Here is a 20,939-nt window from a genome sequence, read left to right as displayed (position 1 = left end):
AAACTTCTATTTTAACCACACCAGTAGAATAACCTGATGTGTTTATAAACCCTATTATCATATTTGTAACAAATATTCAGTCCTCTTTTGTACTTCTCTTCTTCATCTTGAAATGACGCTAAACCAATCTGTCTACGCCTTTCGTTTATTATCTCAAACTCAGCACTATCTTCACTTTTGTGCCATTGGTTATAGGGCTTGGCTTTACAATAAGCATCCTTTCCGTATTTAAATTGAAAATCCATTATGCTAGCAAAAACTTCAGGACGCATATTTCCCTTAAACACCTCATTTTTGAAAAGTGAATTATATTCGCATGTTTTAGGATTTGAATAGTAATGCAGTAAAATAAAAAGCGCTTTATTATTAGAAAAACTATAGTTATAGGGATCGTTTATTTGACCAACTTTTGCTACTCCCGTTAAACGTTGTCCTGGAAATCCATATTTCTCAATCAGAGGCATCAAACTATTTTCAACTAAATTGGATACAATTGAATCATATATTTTTTCATAAATATTACGATTTAGTGTATCCACTCTCGCAAGAGAATCTAAATACATTGTTTTATAACGATTATCTATACTTGAGAGCTTATTCAAGGTGTCCACTAGAAAGGGGTTTAACCCTTTTTCATATTTGAATTGATTTTTCCTGTATTTAACTTCTGCAAAATCGTTAAGCTTTTTTTTATTAAAATAACTATAAAGCAAAGAGTCTTTAATAAGGTCTACTTTTTTTAGTCCTACTTGAAATCCTTTAATCATAAATTTTTTAAATAGTTTACTATTATTGTTAACAGCAGCTAATTGCATAGCCGTAAAACAATCTGAAGCAAGCGGGGTGCAAGTTTGAAATGCCACATTATAGTAATGCAATGCTTTTTTAAAATTATCTTCTAACACTAATGATTCTCCCTTCTGTACTAATGAAGAATATTTAATAAAAACTGACGAGCTTTTTTGGTTGAAAGAAAACGTGCTAAAAAACAATGCAAAAATTATTATTTCGACTTTATTAATCATAAAATTGAATTTGAACTTCAAACTAAAACTAAGAAATCCATATCAATTAAGCATTCAACAGCTTTCAAAAATATGAGAATCGAACTGCTGTTAAAACAATTTTAACTGACAAATAGTTAACTTGTGTGTCTCAACCAAAAAAACTGATAACTAATGAAAAATAGGCTTCTTATTACACCACTATTTTTTTTAGTATTCTTATCTACACTAGCCCAAACTCAAAGTTCTATTTTTGAAAATCTAGAATTTCGATTTATCGGTCCTGAAGGCAATCGCACCATTGCTATTGCAGGAATACCAGAAGATCCAATGACGACTTATATTGGGGCAGCATCGGGCGGGTTATGGAAAACGACCGATGCAGGTACTACTTGGAAACCAATTTTTGATAATCAAGAAGTATCTTCCATAGGGTCTTTAGCTATAACACCTACCAACCCAGATATTGTATGGGTTGGTACTGGTGAGACCTTTGTTATTAGACCTGCTCACGCCATGGGAGATGGTATCTATAAATCTATAGACGGCGGAAAGACCTGGAAAAATATGGGTCTGGAAAAAACGGGTCGCATTGGTCGCGTAATCGTGCATCCTACTAATCCTGACATCGTATACGCTGCAGCATTAGGCCATACGTATGGTAAACAACAAGAACGTGGCGTTTATAAAACGGTAGATGGTGGTGAAACTTGGAAACGCATATTTTTTATAGATGAAAACACCGGTGCGGCCGAGCTAGCTATAGACCCGAAAAATCCTAATCGCCTATTAGTGGGTATGTGGTCCATCCAAATAAATACTTGGGGATTAAATAGTGGCGGCCCTGGAGGCGGTGTATACAGAACAACAGATGGTGGTGAAAATTGGGAACCACTTACTAAAAAAGGACTCCCTGGAGGTAAAGAAAATCCTGTAGGTAAAACGGCGGTTGCCATTTCCCATTCAAATCCAAATATCGTATATGCTCTTTTTGAAATTGACAGTCCAGCGTTATACCGTTCCGAAGATTTTGGAGAAACATGGACTTTACAAACTCGAAATCACGATATAGCAGAAAGAGCACCTTATTATACTCGTATGGCGGTATCTACCACAGATCCAAACGAACTATATTTTGCCAGTGTAAAGTTTAGTATTTCAAAAGACGGAGGAAAGACAATTAAAGGAGGGTATAGTGCAGGAGGTGACAATCATGATATTTGGATAGACCCTTCTAATGCTGACCGAATAATGGTCGCTCATGACGGTGGAGCAAGTATTAGTATAAATCACGGCGAGACTTTTCAACGCATCGTGCTGCCAATAGCACAAATGTATCATGTTTCAGTAGATGATCAGATTCCTTACAACGTTTATGGTAATCGACAAGATGGCTATTCTTATAAAGGACCGAGCAATAGTAGGCAAGGTTATATTCCTTTAGGGTTGTGGCAAAGCGTTGGAGGATGCGAAAGCGGTTTTGCACAACCAGACCCTTTTGATAATGACATAGTATGGTCTGGCTGTTATGACGGGGGACTACAACGCTACAATGCAAAAACAGGGCATGTACGTGATGTTCGTGTATGGCCAGAAGCAGGTTATGGTTGGGAGCCCGGTAAATTAAAATATCGCTGGCATTGGAATTTTCCATTAGCATTTTCACCGCATACCAAACATAGAGTATATGTAGGGAGTCAATTTGTACATAAAAGTGATGATGGAGGTCAAAGTTGGCAAGTTATAAGTCCTGATCTAACTTTAAATGATAAAACACACCAACAAAATTCTGGAGGGATAGCCGTTGATAATCTGATGACCTTTGATGGTTCTGTATTATTCAGTATTGAAGAATCTGAGTTGGAACCTGGCCTAATATGGACAGGCAGTAATGACGGACAAGTTCAATTAACAAAAAATGGAGGTACAAGTTGGACTAATGTAACCGCAAATATTCCAGATTTACCTAAATGGGGTACCATTGCCAATATTGAAATATCTCGTTATCAAAAAGGAACGTCATATATCACCGTAGACTTACATCAAATGGGAGATTTTAATCCTTATGTATATAAAACCGAAGATTATGGATTATCGTGGAAATTGATAAGCTCCACTGTCCCAAAATCAGTACATAGCTTTGCACATGTAATAAAGGAAGACCCCAAAAGAGAAGGCATGTTATACCTCGGCGTTGACAACGGTCTTTATATAAGCTACGATGATGGTGCTAACTGGATGCGTTTTCGAAACAACTTACCACCAGCTCCTGTCTATTGGCTTGAGATACAAGAACGGTTTGATGATTTAGTTGTGGGTACATATGGCCGAGGTTATTACATCTTAGATAATGTAGCTCCATTACGTGAATTCGATTTAGATGCAAAGAATAAATCAGCACATTTATTTAGTCTACGACCAGCATATCGATTTATAGACCAACAAAGTATAAAAACTGATGGACCAAGTTTGAACTCCGGAACCAACCCTGCTTACGGAGCAGACATCCATTATTATTTACAGGATAGCACCAATCAAAAAGTAGAAATTCAAGTATTAACTGATAACGATGAAATTATCAGAACCTTAAAAGGCAAACAGAATGCAGGAATACATCGAGTAATGTGGGATTTGAGATATGAACCCACTTATAAAGCAAAATTAAAGACAACACCTCCAGGAAGGCCATGGGTACAACTAAATGGTGAAGGATGGCGCCCTTTAGTTACTTGGGATTTAGATTTGTGGCGCGGTCAATTCGGCCCAAGAGTGGTACCTAAAAATTATAAAATAAAATTGATTGTAGGTGAAGAAGAATTTATTCGTGAATTAGAGGTTGTAAAAGATCCAAATTCAGAAGCAAGTTTAGAAGAATTAACAGAACAGGTAGCTTTCTCCTTACAACTACGAGATGCCATGAACCTGGCCGTTACCATGATAAACGATATTGAAACAATTAGGGCTGAGTTGAACGAAATTATTCCTAAACTAGAACGTAGTGGCGATCGTAAAAAATCTCAAGAATTAAGAACAGTAGCAGAAACCATTATAGCCTCGCTTTACGACATTCAATTAACCGGTGCGCGAGAAGATGCTTTTAGATCTCCCATTAAGCTATATGGAAGACTAAGTGCGTTGGCTAGTGATATTGGTGCATTCGGAGCCGATTTCAAACCTACAGACCAGCAGAGAGAAGTATATGCTATTTTCAACAAACGTTTAAAAGATGTGGATGCTAAATTTAAAAAATTCATTGATGTTGACATCAAAAAGTTGAATATACAATTGAAAAATAGTGAATTACAAATTAAAAATAACAAAAAAATAAAATCATAACTCAATAAATCAAAACATGAAAAAACCAATTTTTTTCGCCCTATTAGTCCTCATAATAAGTTCATGCGGTGAAACTAAAAAAGAAGAATCACAAGCCGAATTATTTGCAAGGATAGATTCTGAAATTAAAGCTAACTCAAAAGGCTATAGTACGTTAAAGGAAGCCACCGAAACCATCGGCCATAGATTAACAGGGTCAACAAATGGTGCAAAAGCTGAAGAATACACGTATAATATATTTAAAGAATACGGCTTTGAAGATGTAGCCTACCAGACTTTCGAAGTAGAAGCATGGGCTAGAGGCGATGTTTCCTTACAAATAAATGACGAAGATATTAAGGTTGTTACCCTAGGCCATTCTCCTATAGAAGCGAATGTAACAGGAGAAATTGTAGATATGGGCAATGGCTTAGAAGCAGACTATGCTGCCAACCCAGATGCAGTTAAGGGAAAAATTGCCTTAGCTTATATCAGCATTTTACCTGAAAGTGCAGAAGGTTTGACCAATCTTCACCGTAGTGAAAAGACAGCCTTAGCAATAAAATATGGCGCCATTGGTATCATAATCGTTAATCAAGTGGATAACGGAGTTCTTTTAACCGGCACAGCCTCTGTAACCGGAGAGTTAATTCCAATTCCTGCAGTTTGTATTGGTAAAGAAGACGGCATGGCATTAAAAGAATCATTAAAAACTAAAAAAGCCATTGCTAAAATAGCAATGACCAATACAAGCAATGTTATTAAAGCTCGAAATGTTGTAGCTACATTAGCTGGCACTACAATTCCTGAAGAGCAAATTGTTCTTGGCGGCCATTTAGATTCTTGGGATCTAGCAACAGGTGCCATTGATAACGGCATTGGTTCTTTTGCAGTTATTGATATTGCAAGAGCATTTAAAGCAAATAATCTTTATCCTAAACGTACCGTAAAATTTGTAATGTTTATGGGAGAAGAGCAAGGTCTTCTTGGTAGCAAGTTTTTGGTAGAGGAAGCGATTAAAAACAACACCATCGACAACATTAAATACATGATGAATTTAGATATGTCTGGTAACCCGATAGGTATGAACGCGGGCGGTAAATTAGAAGATGAGAAATTTTTTATGGATTTAGGCGCAGCTATTCAGCAACAAGATACTATCTATAAAAATACATTTTCTAACAAATCTGGTCTCCATAGCGACCACCAACCTTTTATGTTAGAAGGCGTTCCGATTTTATCTGTAAATAGTAATCTAGACAGGTCTATTTATGGTTGCTATCATTCCGATTGTGATGATTTCAATTTAGTGAACGAAGGTCATATGACCAACACGGCCCGTTTTGGTACGATGATGTTGTATTCTTTAGCAAATGCTGACAAATTACCTGCAACTAAAATGGACAGCGAGACTACGAAAGAATTCATGATCAAAAATAATTTAAAGGAGAAATTGATTATAGGTAACGACTGGAAATGGGAGGAATAAATTTCATAGAACTCGTTAAAAGAAAATTGTTTAAGCAGGGTATTGTTCCTATAATGCTCTGCTTTTCTTTTTTAACAGGATGCTCACAACATTCGAAAAAAACCACTGTTGATTATTTTGAATTAGTTCGCCCTCAATTTACTGGGCAATTAGCCTATGAAACCACAGATTTTGTGGAAGACTATTGGCGTGTAGTTGGCAATACGGGATTTGACAAAACTATCTATCTCATTGCCGATACCTTAAAAGCTGCTGGCTATGTGATAGAAGAAGAAGCTACTATTTCTGACCGGCTAATCTATCGTATTGAAAAACGGACAATGAACCATGACACTTGGGAACCTGTTTCAGCCTCATTACAAATCTTTGGTGAGAAAAAACCTTTATTGAAGTCTGAAACAAATAGAAACATGACCTATTTAAATTCGGCATCAACATCAAAAAGTGGTATAATAGCAGAAGTAATTTGGATAAAATCTATTGATCAATTAGAAACACGTTCAGTAAGTGGAAAAGTCATTTTTACAGAAATGGGCGCACGACGTGTATCCAAGATAGCCATTGAAAAAGGTGCCTTAGGCATCATTTCATATGACAATCCTGATTATTTACAACCAGAAAAAAACAAAACCTCCATTCAATTTAGAAGTTTGCCCGCTGAAGATGCTTCTGAATTTTGGGGTATCGCACTTTCCTTCGAGGCTAAAGAAAGATTAATAGAGCATTTACAAAAAGGAAAGACCGAGGTAATGGTAAACATCCAAACCAAAAGATACCCATCTGAAGAACTAACTATTGTTGCAACTATTAAAGGAGTAAAAAATGCAGATGAGAGATTGGTATTTAGCGCGCATATTCAAGAACCAGGGGCAAATGATAATGCTACTGGTGTAGGTGCTCAATTAGAAATCGCCAAAGTAGCTGCAAAATTATTTCAAGAGCATAAAATTGAACTTGACCGTAGCATGACCTTTTTATGGGGAGATGAAATAATTTCTACACGCAGATATATAGAAGAAGACCCCGAACGTGCAGAAGGTATTAAATGGGGTATAAGTTTAGATATGGTTGGCGAAAACACTTCAATTACAGGCGGTACTTTTTTAATTGAAAAAATGCCAGACCCCAGTGCTATTTGGACACGAGGCATGGACAAGCATAGCGAATGGGGTGGTGAAGTATTATCGTTAGAAGATATGAAACCACATTACCTCAACGATTTTATACTATCAAATTTTAAACAACAAGGTACATTCGCAAATTGGAAGGTAGAAACCAACCCTTTTGAAGGGGGAAGTGATCACACGCCATTTATACAGGCCAATATACCTGGACTTTTACTTTGGCACTTTACAGATCAGTTTTACCATACGGATAATGACCGTATCGATAAAGTTTCACAAGAAACATTGAAAAATGTAGGCACTGCCGCTTTGGTCAGCGGATTGGAATTGGTCAATTCAGATAAAATTTTTTTAATAGAACAATTGTCAATTTTAAAAGAACAAGCCTTACTTCGTTTGTCGAATGAATTTGAGTTGAGTAAAAAAGCAATTGATTCTGGAGAAAAGTTATCTAATGAAATAGAAATTTTAAAAGCTTGGGAAATATGGTATATAGATGCTATCGAGTCGGTAAATGATGTAATTCACACTTCAAATAGCTCTACAACAGATGCTATTAAGAAAGCTCAAGCCGAAATTGAAGCAAAAACAAAAAAACTAATTGAAGCATTGACTATACAATCAAAGCAGTAGTAAATTCTAAAATTGTCAAGAGCAAAACTAATTCTTAACTTACCATCAGCATAATCAAAAAAATGAAAATGAAACAATTCTACCTTCTACTACTCACCAGTATTTCAATTGCAACGGCCCAAGTACAACCAACAGCATCAGAAAAAGTTGATGAATCATTAATGGCAAAAAAAGCCATGGATGCCACTTCATTAATTAAAAATTTACCGTTAACTAATATTGGTCCGTCTGTAATGAGTGGTCGTGTAGTAGACTTGGCTATTAATGAAGATAACCCAACAGAGTATTACGTTGCATATGCCTCAGGTGGATTATGGTACACCAATAATAATGGCACAACTTTTACGCCGGTAATGGATCACACCCAAACTCAAAATATCGGTGATATTGCGGTACATTGGCCAAGCGGCACAATATGGGTCGGTACAGGAGAAAATAATGCTTCTCGTTCGTCATATTCAGGAATAGGAATTTTAAAATCTACCGATAAGGGAAAGACTTGGCAGAATACAGGCCTACTAGATTCGCATCATATTGGTCGTATTGTGGTAAATCCTGATAATGCCAATGAAGTTACTGTTGGAGTTGCAGGGCACTTATACTCACCAAACAAAGAAAGAGGTATTTATAAAACCACAGATGGTGGAAAAATATGGAAAAACACCTTGTTCATTGATGAAAACACAGGTATTATAGATGTTGCCGTATCACCGAATAACTTCAATATTCAATACGCAGCAGCGTGGCAAAAAGATAGAAAAGCATGGGATTTTATTGGCAATGGCGAAGGTTCAGGCATATATAAAAGTACTGATGCCGGCGCAACTTGGGAGAAAATTTCAACCCCTTCAAGTGGTTTCCCAACTGGCGAAGGAGTTGGTAGAATAGGATTAGCTGTGTTTGACGATAACACGGTTTATGCTGTTCATGATAATCAGTTTAGGAGAAAAAATTCCGATGAGAAGAAAGACAAGCAAGAAGGCTTAACCAAAGATAATTTCAAATCATTATCAAAAGAGCAATTTCTTGACCTAAATGACAAGGAACTAAACGATTTTTTGAAGACCAATAATTTTCAAGAAAAATATCGCGCCGCCAACGTAAAACAAATGGTGCGTAGCGATGTGGTTAAACCAGTAGACCTTGCCCTTTATTTAGAAGATACGAATTCTATACTTTTTGATACTCCTGTAATTGGCGCTGAAGTTTACCGAAGTAACAACGGCGGAAAAACATGGGTAAAGCAAAATGATAATTATATTGACGATCTATTTTATAGCTATGGCTATTATTTTGCGCAAATAAGTGTAGACCCTAAAAATGTAGATGCCATTTATTTATCAGGTGTCCCCATAATTTCTTCAAAAGATGGGGGTAAAACGTATACATCTATTAATGGCGACAATGTTCATTCTGATCACCATGCATTATGGGTTAACCCTAATTTACCAGGGCATTTGATTAATGGTAACGACGGTGGGGTAAATACCAGCTACGATGATGGGGAAAGTTGGATTAAGAACAATTCACCAATAGTAGCTCAGTTTTATGCGATAGCTGTAGACAATCAAAAACCGTACAACGTATATGGTGGTTTGCAAGACAACGGTGTTTGGATGGGACCACATAATGCAGAGGAAAATACAGAATGGCATCAAACAGGTCAATACCCTTGGAAATCGATTTTGGGTGGTGACGGTATGCAAGTACAAATTGATTCTAGAAATCACAATACGGTTTATACCGGGTTTCAATTTGGTAATTATTTTAGATTGGATTTAGAGAATGACAAACGAGCTTACATTCAACCTAAGCATGAATTAGGAGAAACTCCGTACCGTTTTAATTGGCAATCCCCTATTCTATTATCGCCCCATAATCAGGATATATTATATATGGGAAGTAACAAATTACATCGTTCATTAAACCAAGGTGATACTTGGGAAACGATTTCTTCAGATTTAACCCAAGGTGGTAGAAAAGGAAATGTCGCTTTTGGTACTTTGGCAACAATTTCTGAATCTCCATTTAAATTCGGATTGATTTATACAGGAAGTGATGACGGACTCATTCAACGCACAGATAATGGCGGTGGAAGTTGGGAAGTAATTTCTAAAAACCTACCACAAAACTTATGGGTAAGTAGAGTTATCGCATCAAAGTTTAATGAAAATAGAGTTTATGCTTCCTTAAATGGCTACCGCTCAGACGATTTTACTCCTTATATATATGTAAGTGAAAACAAAGGAGCTTCGTGGAAGAGTATTTCTGCCAACATACCGGCATCTCCTGTTAATGTAATTATTGAAGACACAGAAAATGAAAATATACTATACGTAGGAACTGATAACGGACTATACGTGTCATTGAATAACGGAAATTCTTGGGAATCGTTTACCAATGGAATGCCTTATGTTGCCGTTCATGATTTAGTAATTCAGAAAGAAGCAAAGCATATATTAATTGGCACACATGGTAGAAGTATCTACAAGGCCGATATTGCTAAATTGCAGAATTTGACTCCCGAAGTATTGAAAAAGGAATTGTATGTTTATCCCTTAGAAAATATTAAGCATTCAGCACGTTGGGGAAATTCATGGAGTTCATGGTCTAAAGCAAGTACCCCAGGCTTGGATATCTCTTTTTATTCCAACAGAGATGAGGTTTACCAAGCCAAAATAAAATCATCTGATGATATTTTAGTGAGCGAGACCGATATTGTGTCCGACAAAGGAATCAACATTCTATCATATGATTTGGCATTCTCCAAAATTGGAAAATTAAACTACCTTAAAAAACATAAAACAGAATTAAAGACAGCAGATGATGGAAAGACCTATCTGCCCAAAGGCTCTTATTCTGTTGAATTAAAAGGAAACGGAAAAACGGAACTTGTCACTTTTGAAATTGAATAACCACTATGAAAATAGTTGATTGGAATGAATTACCAGAATTGGGTGTAAGCCATAATCCTGAAATAAAAAAGAGAACATTAATTGGTTATAATGAAATTCCTCAATTAATGATGTACGGTACGGCCGTATTTAAACCTGGCCAAGAAGTCGAAATACATAAACATGACACCATGTTTGAAGTTTTTCATATTCAGACTGGTAAGGCCGTTTTTACCATTTCAGGAAAAGAATATGAAGTAGGCCCAGGACATTGCATTACAATAGAACCTGGCGAGTTACATGCACAGCGAAACCCATTCGATGCAGATGTCACTTGGACATATTTTGGTATTGCTACAGATTAAAATCCTATAAAAAACATATGGAACTTACTTTAGGAATACCTGCCTTACTATTCCCCGCAATTTCTTTGACCATGTTAGCCTATAATGCTCGATACCTAGCCATTGCAGCTCTAATTCGTCAATTGCATCAAAAATATCAAGAAACAGCTTCACCATCTATTGGCTTACAAGTTCAACAATTACGCAAAAGACTTACTATTATAAAAAACATGCAGGCAACCGCCATATTCAGTTTTTTACTAGCAGTAATTACAATGGCACTCCTATTTTTCGAATATATAATTACCGCCAAAATAGTATTTGGAATTAGTTTATTTGCTTTAATCCTTTCTTTAGTTTTAAGTCTAATTGAAGTTCAACTTTCCACCAAAGCCTTATCTATTCAATTAAAGGATATGGAAAAATGAAGCGAATAAAAGAGCTTGAGTTACTTAATCAGATTAGAGAGATTAGGGAATTTGATTTTGGCATTTTCTATTTTTTTAAAAAGGGAATTATTATATCAGAAATGAATAAAGGAGTTCTTTTCAGATGGGAAGACGCCTCGAAAGTTGTTACCGCAGCAGAAAATATATATGGGTTAGAAATTCCAATTATATACATTGCCAACCGAATAAATAACTATTATGTAGTACCGTCAAATTGGCTAAAATTTTACCAAAACAGACATAAAATGGCCTTTTACGGTCTGGTAGGGCAAACAACTGGAAGTAGAGCAAGTTTACTTTTAGAACGATTTTTCTTTAAAAACTCAATTATTCAATTCAATGATTTAGATGACGCCGTGCTTTGGGCTGTAGAAAAATCACATTTAAAAACCTATCCATTATCACATTAGATTTTTGTTGAAGATTTTTAATTCTTTTGGTAGATTAAACTTATAAATCTTCAACAGTATAAAATTGATTCTTAAAATGAATCTAAATTGATATACTAAAGCCCTTGAAAACTTGTTAATAACTAGCGTGTGATGTAAATTCGCGTATAAAATTAACAACTAATGAGCGGATTTTTTAAATCTTCGATTGGTAGAAAGTATGCAATGGCTCTTTCTGCTTTCTTTTTAATGTTTTTTCTACTTCAGCATTTTGCAATTAATATTTTATCGGTTTTCAGTCCTAATGCGTTTAATGAAGCTTCGCATTTTATGGGTACTTTTTGGGCCGTACAATACCTTTTGCAACCTGTTTTAATCTTTGGGGTTATTTATCACTTTGTGATGGGTTTCATTCTAGAAATTAAAAACAGAAATGCTAGAGCAGTGAATTACGCTAAAAACAATGGTTCAGCTAATTCTAGCTGGATGAGTAGAAACATGATTTACAGCGGGTTGGCAATTTTGGCCTTTTTAGTGCTGCATTTTATTGATTTCTGGTTACCAGAAATCAATACCAAATATATTCAAGGCGATATGTCTGGATTGTTGGGAGACGGTGAAGGTTTTCGTTACTACGAAGAATTGACCCATAAATTTGTGAATCCGATTAGGGTTGCTGCTTATGTATTAGCCTTTGTGTTTTTATCATTACACCTTATGCACGGATTTAGTTCTGCTTTTCAGTCTGCTGGTGTAACATCAATGAGAAAGAAAAAGCTTCAAACTTTTGGTAAGGCATATGCTATCATAATTCCGTTAGGCTTTATTTTCATTGCCCTTTTTCATCATTTTAATCATTAATACCTTTTACTTATGTCTGTATTAGACTCAAAAGTACCTAAAGGTCCATTGAAAACGAAGTGGACCGATTATAAGAACCATATTGATTTGGTAAACCCTGCCAATAAACGAAACATTGATGTTATCGTTGTTGGTACAGGATTAGCTGGTGGTTCTGCTGCTGCTACCTTGGCAGAATTAGGGTATAACGTTAAAACGTTTTGTTACCAAGATTCACCAAGAAGGGCGCACTCTATTGCAGCGCAAGGTGGTATCAATGCTGCTAAAAACTATCAAGGCGATGGTGACTCTACTTACCGTTTATTTTATGATACGGTAAAAGGTGGTGATTACCGTTCTAGAGAAGCTAACGTTTATCGTTTGGCTGAAGTATCTGGAAACATCATTGACCAGTGTGTTGCCCAAGGTGTACCCTTTGCACGTGATTATGGTGGACTATTAGACAACCGTTCATTCGGTGGTGTTTTAGTTTCTCGTACATTTTACGCGAAAGGCCAAACAGGACAACAACTTTTATTAGGCGCATATTCTGCAATGAACAGGCAAATTGCTCGTGGTAAAATTACCTCGTTCAACCGTCATGAAATGCTAGATGTTGTTAAAGTAAATGGCAAGGCTCGTGGAATAATCGCTCGTAATTTAGTTACCGGTGAAATTGAGCGTCACTCTGCTCATGCCGTTGTTATCGCATCTGGCGGATACGGAAATGTTTATTTCCTTTCAACAAACGCAATGGGATCGAATGTTACGGCATCCTGGAAAATACATAAAAAAGGCGCATTTTTTGCAAATCCTTGTTATACTCAGATTCACCCAACGTGTATTCCTCGTTCTGGTGATTACCAATCTAAACTTACCCTAATGTCAGAATCGTTACGTAACGATGGTCGTATTTGGGTGCCTAAGAATATGGAAGATGTAATGGCAATTCGTGAAGGCAAGAAAAAGCCAACTGATTTGTCTGAAGACGAAAGAGATTATTACCTAGAAAGAAGATACCCTGCATTTGGTAACTTAGTACCACGTGATGTTGCGTCAAGAGCAGCAAAAGAACGTTGTGATGCCGGTTATGGTGTTAATGCTACTGGAGAAGCTGTTTATTTAGATTTTGCCTCCTCGATACAACGTTATGGTATAGAGCAAGCTAAAATTCATAACATTGAAAATGCATCAAAAGAAAAAATATATGAATTAGGTGCCGCTATCGTTAAAGCGAAATACGGAAACCTTTTTCAGATGTACGAGAAAATTGTAGATCAAGATCCATACAAAACACCAATGATGATTTACCCAGCGGTTCACTATACTATGGGTGGTGTTTGGGTAGATTACAATTTGATGACTACAATACCTGGTTGCTATGCTATTGGTGAAGCAAATTTCTCTGATCATGGTGCGAACCGATTAGGAGCCTCTGCTTTAATGCAAGGTTTGGCTGATGGCTATTTTGTATTACCGTATACAATTGGTGATTATTTATCACATGACATTAGAACTGGAAAAATACCAACAGACACTCCAGAGTTTGATGCTGCAGAAAAAGAAGTAACCGATAGAATTGAATTCTTCATTAATAATAAAGGAGAGCATTCTGTGGATTACTACCATAAGAAGTTAGGCAAGATTATGTGGGATAAATGTGGTATGTCACGTAATGCAGAAGGTCTTAAAACAGCAATTGACGAAATATCGGCACTTAGAAAGGATTTTTGGAAAAATGTAAATGTCCCAGGAACAACAACAGAATACAATGAGCAATTAGCTAAAGCTGGTAGAGTTGCAGATTTCTTAGAGTTGGGAGAACTATTCGCTAAAGATGCATTGGTAAGGGAAGAATCTGCTGGAGGTCACTTTAGAGAAGAACACCAAACCGAAGATGGTGAAGCAAAAAGACTTAAAGAGTTTCAATTTGTTTCAGCATGGGAATACAAAGGGGAACCAAAAGATGCAGTCTTGCATAAAGAAGAATTGGTTTACGAAAATATAGAAGTTAAAGAAAGAAGTTATAAATAAAGAAGGTATCATGAACTTAACACTTAAAATTTGGCGTCAATCAGATGCGAACGACAAGGGTAAAATGGTCGATTACAAAGTGACAGAAATATCTGAACACATGTCCTTTTTAGAAATGATGGATGTTCTTAACGAACAACTTATTAACAAAGGTGAAGAGCCAGTTGCTTTTGATCATGATTGCCGAGAAGGTATTTGCGGCATGTGCTCAATGTTTATAAATGGTGAAGCTCACGGCCCAGATAGAGGTGTAACCACTTGTCAATTGCACATGCGTATGTTCAAAGATGGTGACACCATTACTATTGAACCATTTAGAGCAAAAGCATTTCCTGTAATTAAGGATTTAGTAGTTGATAGAAGTTCTTTTGATCGTATACAGCAAGCAGGTGGTTATATTTCTGTAAATACTTCAGGTAACACACAAGATGCAAACGCTACTCTTATTTCAAAACATGCAGCAGATGAAGCTATGGATGCCGCTACCTGTATTGGTTGTGGCGCTTGTGTAGCAAGTTGCAAAAATGCTTCTGCTATGTTATTTGTCGGTGCAAAAGTTTCACAATATGCTTTGTTACCACAAGGCCAGATTGAAGCCGTAGACCGTGTTAAAAATATGGTAGCTCAAATGGATTTAGAAGGTTTTGGAAATTGTACGAACACAGGTGCTTGTGAAGTTGAATGTCCGAAAGGCATTTCTTTAGAAAATATTGCTCGTATGAATAGAGAATATTTTAGCGCGAATGTAAAAGAATAAAATCCATTTATAATAAATATTTAAAATCCCATGTCGAAAGGCGTGGGATTTTTTATTTTTAATACATGCCTTAAGATTACAAAGAAGAACGAATAAAAGTGCCACGATTTAATGAAGAATCTGGTTTCTTTACTACACCACAGCGCTCAAAAATAATTAGCAAAATTCGCGGTAAAAACACCAAACCAGAATTGACATGTCGTAAAGCACTATATACTAAAAGAAGGAAAACATGAAATGTAGCATGCATAAATTGTATTTGAATACGTAGATTAGAATTGGCCAAACCAAAAGGTTGGGCTTTTTTTTGTCCATTCTCAAAATTCATACATTTACTACTATGGATTATAAAAACCTTACTTCTAAATCAAAGCTACCTGATGTGAAAACCACAATTTTCACGACCGTGGGCAATCTTGCAAGGGAGCACAAAGCTATAGACTTGTCACAAGGATTTCCGAATTTTGAAGCAGACCCGAATCTATTATCATTGGTAAACAAAGCGATGTGCGAAGGCTATAACCAATATGCTCCTATGCCAGGTTATTATGGTCTTAGAGAAGTTATTTCAGATAAAATAGAATCGCTGCATAATCATCGCTATAATCCAGAAAAGGAAATTACAATTACTGTAGGAGCAACTCAAGCCATTTTCACGGCTATTACAGCTTTTGTAAATGAAGGTGACGAGGTTATTGTTATAAAACCTGCTTATGATTGTTACGAGCCAGCTATCATCTTAAATGGCGGTGTGCCCGTGTATATTCAATTAGACGCACCAGATTATAGAATTGATTGGGAGGTATTTAAAAATAAAATTACGGCTAAAACAAAAATGGTCATTCTTAATACACCCCATAACCCTAGTGGTAAGATTTTATCACTAAGGGATATGGAAATGCTTGAGTCCATTTTAAAGCCTACTGATATAATTTTACTAAGCGATGAAGTTTATGAGCACATCATTTTCGATGGGGAAACTCATTATAGTGCATCTCGATTTAAAGATTTGGCCAATCGAAGTTTTATATGTGCATCCTTTGGGAAAACATTTCATGTTACTGGGTGGAAAATTGGTTATTGTGCAGGTCCAACAGAACTAATGAATGAATTTAGAAAAGTGCATCAATTCGCAGTTTTTTGCGTTGACCATCCTATTCAAAGGGCTTTAACTACCTATTTAAAAGATTCAAGACACTACTTAGAATTGAATAATTTCTACCAGCAAAAAAGAGACTTTTTTCTAGATGGTATAAAAGATTCACGATTTAAGTTTACCCCTTCTAAAGGCACCTATTTTCAACTACTAGATTATACCGACATTACCATAGAAAATGACGAATCGTTAGGAAAAAGATTGATTATAGAACATCAATTAGCAAGCATACCTATTTCTTCATTTAATGTAGATAATCGTAATGACCATATGTTACGTTTCTGTTTTGCTAAAAAACAAGAAAGCTTAGAAAAGGCGGTAGAAATATTACGTTCTTTATAGATTTACAGCAAACCTATTATTTACTTGAAAGCAGCATTTACTTTAGTCATAAACTCTCCAATTTTATTTGGCTCTAACCAACGTGTGACTACCACCAAATCGTGTTCCTTATCAATAACTATAAAATTACCTCCAAAACCGGCTGCATAGTAAATATTTTCAGAAAGACCGTCCCAATGACGGTCTCCCTTTTTGTTCAACCACCACATATATCCATAATTAGAATTTGGAGTTGAAGGAGTGGTAGCTTTTTTAATCCATGAGGATGAAATCAATTGCTCATTCTTCCATTTTCCATCATTTAAAAACAGCAGCCCAAAACGTGCCAGATCTTCTGTATTAATGAAGATACCAGCCCCTGAATGTCCCCCACCAGTTACAGATTTCATTTGAAGTCCGTCAATTTCTGTCCAAGCATGATCATACCCATACCAGCGCCAAGTTGAAGAAGCTCCTATCTTATCCATTATTTTATCTTTAAGAACCATTGGCATAGGTTTACGCCAAAGCTGGGTAAGAGAATAAGCCAACACATTTACACGAACATCATTATACTCCATTACTGTACCAGGCTCTTTTGGTGCTGCAAATTTCCAATCATCTATATCGCCTTCGCTAGGTGGTCTATCGGCCCAATCTTTGCCACCCCATAGTTCACCTGACCATGCAGAATTCTGTTGTAATAAATGTTCCCATGTAATTTTAGAGTTATGAGCACCCTTAAAGGTATCATCCCATATATAATTACCAACCATATCGTTAGTGTTAGATAGTAAGCCTACATCTTCTGCAAGGCCAGCCATGGTACTCAAAAAACTTTTAGTCACACTAAAGGTCATATCCACTCTTTTGGTATCTCCCCATTGTGCAACCACATATCCATTTTTAAGAATCATACCGGCAGGGCCACCACGTTTCCTTGTCGGACCTAAAATTTGATGAAATGGTTCCTTTTCAAAACCTTTTAAAATTGCAATTCTTAAATCACGTGAACCACTGTATTCGTTTGCTTTAGCAAAATCTACTGCGTTCTTTAATTGTGTTTCATTTATCTTAAAAGACTGAGGAGATTTTTGAGCCCAATTAGCATTTACCTCTGGAAAATAATAATCTTGGGCATTGAGGTTTAATAAACCTGTGAACATCAAAAGAACAAAATATTTCAATTTCATTTAATATTATTTTTGAACCTACAAGATACTTAAATCGAAACACATTAGCCAATCGGTTTGCTCGTCTGAACCTATAAAATAAGGATGGGTATCAAATTTTCTAAATCCTTGGCGTTCATAGAATTTTATAGCTCGTATATTCTGCTCCCATACCCCTAACCAGAGCATTTTCTTTTTTCTTTTTAAGGCAACGTTCTTAATATGATTAAGAAAAACTTCACCCAACCCCAACCCTTGGTGTTCAACGAGCACATAAATTCGTTCTAGCTCTATACTGTCATCTTGTTTAATATCTGATTGTGCAACTCCAACATTAAGCTTAAAATAACCAAGTATTTCATTATTGGAATAAACAAAAAAAAAGTCGCTATCTGGGTTTAATAATTCTTCCTTTATTCGCTCTAATGCAAAAGCATTTTCAATATAATTTTTGAAATCATTAGGATCATTATCCTTCTCGAAGGCGGTAACGAAAGTTTGTTCAGAAATTTGTCGCAATTGCTGAAGATCAGTAAGAGAACATTTGGTATAAGTAAGTTCCATACCACTAAAATAAAAAAAGGAGCAAATATCTTTGCTCCTTTTTGGGGGAAATAATACAAAATGGTTGATTTGGTATTTTAACCATTTTCATCATTGCTTTTAATTGCAATTCAATTGATAAAGGACATTTCTCAATTACGACTTTTTTCTACTGTTTTTCAGCGAATATTTTACCCTCGGTTCTCATTAGAATAGCGCCATCTTCAGTTTCTTTCATTTCAATAAAATCATCGGGGAAATCAGTACCTGGGTAGCTGACAATATAAAATTCATTATTTACACTCCATTTAAAATCTGTTAAGTAAACCACCTTCCCATTTTTATAGCCATGAAAACGACCTAAATAAACATCATTAAAAATCCATTCCTCATTATCTATGACCATTTTATTAGTATTGGTAGCAGTTTTTACCCTATGTTGCCAAATACCAATTATAGGGTCGTTGTTCTCTTCAATTTTTGAACATGAGGTAACAAGTACCAGTAATAGCAGGCAATTTAATAAGTATTTCATTTTAGGTTACGTTTCTAAAGCGATTTGGGATTCACTTTGTATTACAATACAAATATATGTAGTATTTTTCTTACAAACTAATATTTGTGGTAAAAATGTCTATACCTGTTGAGAAATTCCTATGTTTTCATAACAAATGCATTTATTACTCTATTAAAACAATGTCAGGTATTTCGTTTTATTAATTGTAAAAACTTAAAAGTGGTCCATAATATGTACTTTAAACAACCAATACACAAAAATTTGGCATAAAAAAAGGAGCGACTTAGAAAAGTCGCTCCTTTGTAATTGTCTAAAAAGTAATTTATATCATAAATAACTTTTTCGTAAGTCTTAAAAATCCGCTAAAAAAATCATTACGATAAACTTGAACTTTTTCTTCAGCTGCGATGTGGTTTAATTGAGAATTCATTTCGGTTAAGTAATTAATAGGTTAAATGGGTATACCTTTTAAATATACATATATTCTTCTCGTTTTAAGAAATTAATGTTGTGTATACTATACAATATGTTGTGAATAAAATTATATAATACTTTTATCGACAAACGGAATACAGTTAGTCAATTTTCATTTCTGGTATTTCGCCCTTCACAATTAACTCACCTTCAGTGGCTTTTATAATTTCATCTACAGTTACCCCTGGAGCCCTTTCTAATAATAAAAAACCCTGATTTGTAACTTCCAGAACCGCCAAATTGGTTACAATTTTCTTAACACAACCAACGCCGGTGAGTGGTAAACTACACTTTTTTAATAGTTTAGATTCTCCAGCCCTGTTGGTATGCATCATAGCTACAATTATATTCTCTGCTGAAGCTACCAAGTCCATCGCACCACCCATTCCTTTAACCATTTTTCCTGGTATTTTCCAGTTAGCGATATCACCATTCTCAGAAACCTCCATTGCACCCAGTATAGTCAGGTCAACATGCTTACCCCTAATCATAGCAAAACTTGTTGCCGAGTCAAAAAATGAAGCACCCGGCAAGGCTGTAATGGTTTGCTTACCTGCATTGATTAAATCTGCATCTTCTTCTCCATCAATAGGAAAAGGGCCCATACCAAGAATTCCGTTTTCACTCTGAAATTCAACACTTATATCTTCGCGTACATAATTAGCTATCAAAGTGGGTATACCAATACCAAGGTTAACGTAATAGCCGTCTTCCACTTCTTGTGCAATTCTCTTTGCAATTCCGTTTTTGTCTAACATGTTCTTATTTTTGACGTACCGTTCTTTGTTCTATTCTTTTCTCGTAATCTTTACCTTGAAAAATTCGTTGAACGAAAATTCCGGGAACATGTATTTGATTAGGGTCTAATTCACCTTCAGGCACAAGCTCTTCGACCTCAGCTACCGTAATTTTAGCTGCACCACACATGCAAGGATTAAAGTTTCTTGCGGTACCCTTAAATATTAGATTACCAGCCGCATCACCTTTCCAAGCTTTTACAAAGGCAAAATCTGCTTTAAAGGCTTCCTCTAATATGTACATCTTACCATTAAATTCACGTACTTCTTTGCCTTCAGCAACTTCTGTTCCATAACCAGCAGGTGTGAAAAATGCTGGAAAACCCGCTTGTGCTGCCCTACATTTTTCTGCAAGTGTACCTTGTGGAGTTAACTCTACCTCCAATTCGCCACTAAGCATTTGTCGTTCAAATTCATCATTCTCACCCACATACGAAGACACCATTTTTTTAATTTGATGTTTCTGCAACAATAATCCTAAGCCAAAATCATCTACTCCTGCATTATTAGAAATACAAGTAATATCCTTTACACCCATTTTCACCAATTCGCTAATTGCATTTTCTGGTATACCGCATAAGCCAAAACCACCCAGCATAAAGGTCATTCCATCCTTTACTCCCGCTAATGCATCAGTTACGCTTGCTACTGTTTTACGTATCATTTCTTATTAAATTATCTTGTTAC

The 20,939-nt window shown here is 35.9% G+C and carries 18 protein-coding genes; 11 read left to right on the top strand and 7 right to left on the bottom strand.

Translation table 11 applies throughout. From position 1 onward, the window contains the following. Positions 1-11 precede the first annotated feature (11 nt). The gene (locus B5X55_RS09365) at positions 12-1,025 is read right to left on the bottom strand and encodes a hypothetical protein (protein WP_079512362.1); all 1,014 of its coding nucleotides are present in this window, start codon (positions 1,023-1,025) and stop codon (positions 12-14) included. Positions 1,026-1,178: 153 nt separating this feature from the next. On the opposite strand from B5X55_RS09365, the gene B5X55_RS09360 reads away from it, so the two are divergent. The 10 genes from B5X55_RS09360 to B5X55_RS09315 all read left to right on the top strand — a co-directional run bounded on the left by B5X55_RS09360 (position 1,179) and on the right by B5X55_RS09315 (position 15,272). Beyond that, positions 1,179-4,340 (top strand): WD40/YVTN/BNR-like repeat-containing protein, encoded by a 3,162-nt coding sequence (locus B5X55_RS09360; protein WP_079512361.1) that lies wholly within the window; start codon positions 1,179-1,181, stop codon positions 4,338-4,340. Between the two features lie 16 nt (positions 4,341-4,356). Then, positions 4,357-5,808: a M20/M25/M40 family metallo-hydrolase gene (locus B5X55_RS09355; protein ID WP_079512360.1), complete on the top strand. Its 1,452-nt coding sequence runs from the start codon at positions 4,357-4,359 to the stop codon at positions 5,806-5,808. After that, on the top strand, positions 5,796-7,565 hold the full coding sequence (locus tag B5X55_RS09350; RefSeq protein WP_234999703.1) for a M28 family peptidase: 1,770 nt from the start codon (positions 5,796-5,798) through the stop codon (positions 7,563-7,565). The genes B5X55_RS09355 and B5X55_RS09350 overlap by 13 nt, the downstream gene beginning before the upstream one ends. A 68-nt stretch (positions 7,566-7,633) precedes the next feature. Beyond that, the gene (locus B5X55_RS09345; protein ID WP_143814451.1) at positions 7,634-10,480 is read left to right on the top strand and encodes a glycosyl hydrolase; all 2,847 of its coding nucleotides are present in this window, start codon (positions 7,634-7,636) and stop codon (positions 10,478-10,480) included. A gap of 5 nt (positions 10,481-10,485) precedes the next feature. Beyond that, complete coding sequence (locus tag B5X55_RS09340; protein WP_079512358.1) at positions 10,486-10,824, top strand: cupin domain-containing protein; 339 nt, start codon at positions 10,486-10,488, stop codon at positions 10,822-10,824. Positions 10,825-10,841: 17 nt separating this feature from the next. Beyond that, positions 10,842-11,231: a DUF2721 domain-containing protein gene (locus B5X55_RS09335; protein WP_079512357.1), complete on the top strand. Its 390-nt coding sequence runs from the start codon at positions 10,842-10,844 to the stop codon at positions 11,229-11,231. Further along, positions 11,228-11,662 (top strand): hypothetical protein, encoded by a 435-nt coding sequence (locus tag B5X55_RS09330; RefSeq protein ID WP_079512356.1) that lies wholly within the window; start codon positions 11,228-11,230, stop codon positions 11,660-11,662. Before B5X55_RS09335 ends, B5X55_RS09330 begins: the two co-directional genes overlap by 4 nt. Positions 11,663-11,824: 162 nt before the next feature. After that, the gene (locus B5X55_RS09325) at positions 11,825-12,502 is read left to right on the top strand and encodes a succinate dehydrogenase cytochrome b subunit (protein WP_079512355.1); all 678 of its coding nucleotides are present in this window, start codon (positions 11,825-11,827) and stop codon (positions 12,500-12,502) included. A gap of 12 nt (positions 12,503-12,514) precedes the next feature. After that, entirely contained in the window at positions 12,515-14,515 is a 2,001-nt protein-coding gene (locus B5X55_RS09320; protein WP_079512354.1) for a fumarate reductase/succinate dehydrogenase flavoprotein subunit, read from the top strand. Positions 14,516-14,525: 10 nt separating this feature from the next. Further along, positions 14,526-15,272: a succinate dehydrogenase/fumarate reductase iron-sulfur subunit gene (locus B5X55_RS09315; protein ID WP_079512353.1), complete on the top strand. Its 747-nt coding sequence runs from the start codon at positions 14,526-14,528 to the stop codon at positions 15,270-15,272. Between the two features lie 76 nt (positions 15,273-15,348). On the opposite strand, the gene B5X55_RS19215 is transcribed toward B5X55_RS09315, so the two are convergent. Continuing rightward, the gene (locus B5X55_RS19215; RefSeq protein WP_317042704.1) at positions 15,349-15,600 is read right to left on the bottom strand and encodes a hypothetical protein; all 252 of its coding nucleotides are present in this window, start codon (positions 15,598-15,600) and stop codon (positions 15,349-15,351) included. Between the two features lie 12 nt (positions 15,601-15,612). Between B5X55_RS19215 and B5X55_RS09305 the strand changes: the two genes are divergently transcribed. Next, positions 15,613-16,770 (top strand): methionine aminotransferase, encoded by a 1,158-nt coding sequence (locus B5X55_RS09305; RefSeq protein WP_079512352.1) that lies wholly within the window; start codon positions 15,613-15,615, stop codon positions 16,768-16,770. A gap of 20 nt (positions 16,771-16,790) precedes the next feature. Here B5X55_RS09305 and B5X55_RS09300 read toward each other — a convergent pair whose 3' ends face one another. The 5 genes from B5X55_RS09300 to B5X55_RS09280 all read right to left on the bottom strand — a co-directional run bounded on the left by B5X55_RS09300 (position 16,791) and on the right by B5X55_RS09280 (position 20,916). Beyond that, positions 16,791-17,942: a serine hydrolase domain-containing protein gene (locus B5X55_RS09300; RefSeq protein ID WP_079512351.1), complete on the bottom strand. Its 1,152-nt coding sequence runs from the start codon at positions 17,940-17,942 to the stop codon at positions 16,791-16,793. 18 nt (positions 17,943-17,960) lie between these two features. Then, complete coding sequence (locus B5X55_RS09295; RefSeq protein WP_079512350.1) at positions 17,961-18,485, bottom strand: GNAT family N-acetyltransferase; 525 nt, start codon at positions 18,483-18,485, stop codon at positions 17,961-17,963. Positions 18,486-18,633: 148 nt separating this feature from the next. Further along, positions 18,634-18,999: a hypothetical protein gene (locus B5X55_RS09290; RefSeq protein ID WP_079512349.1), complete on the bottom strand. Its 366-nt coding sequence runs from the start codon at positions 18,997-18,999 to the stop codon at positions 18,634-18,636. A gap of 557 nt (positions 19,000-19,556) precedes the next feature. Next, complete coding sequence (locus B5X55_RS09285; protein ID WP_079512348.1) at positions 19,557-20,213, bottom strand: CoA transferase subunit B; 657 nt, start codon at positions 20,211-20,213, stop codon at positions 19,557-19,559. Positions 20,214-20,217: 4 nt separating this feature from the next. Beyond that, on the bottom strand, positions 20,218-20,916 hold the full coding sequence (locus tag B5X55_RS09280; protein WP_079512347.1) for a CoA transferase subunit A: 699 nt from the start codon (positions 20,914-20,916) through the stop codon (positions 20,218-20,220). Positions 20,917-20,939 lie beyond the last annotated feature (23 nt).

The sequence above is a fragment of the Maribacter arcticus genome (assembly GCF_900167935.1).
GTDB lineage: Bacteria > Bacteroidota > Bacteroidia > Flavobacteriales > Flavobacteriaceae > Maribacter > Maribacter arcticus.
Note: the sequence above shows the minus strand (reverse complement) of the source record. Positions and strands in the feature narration are given on the sequence as shown.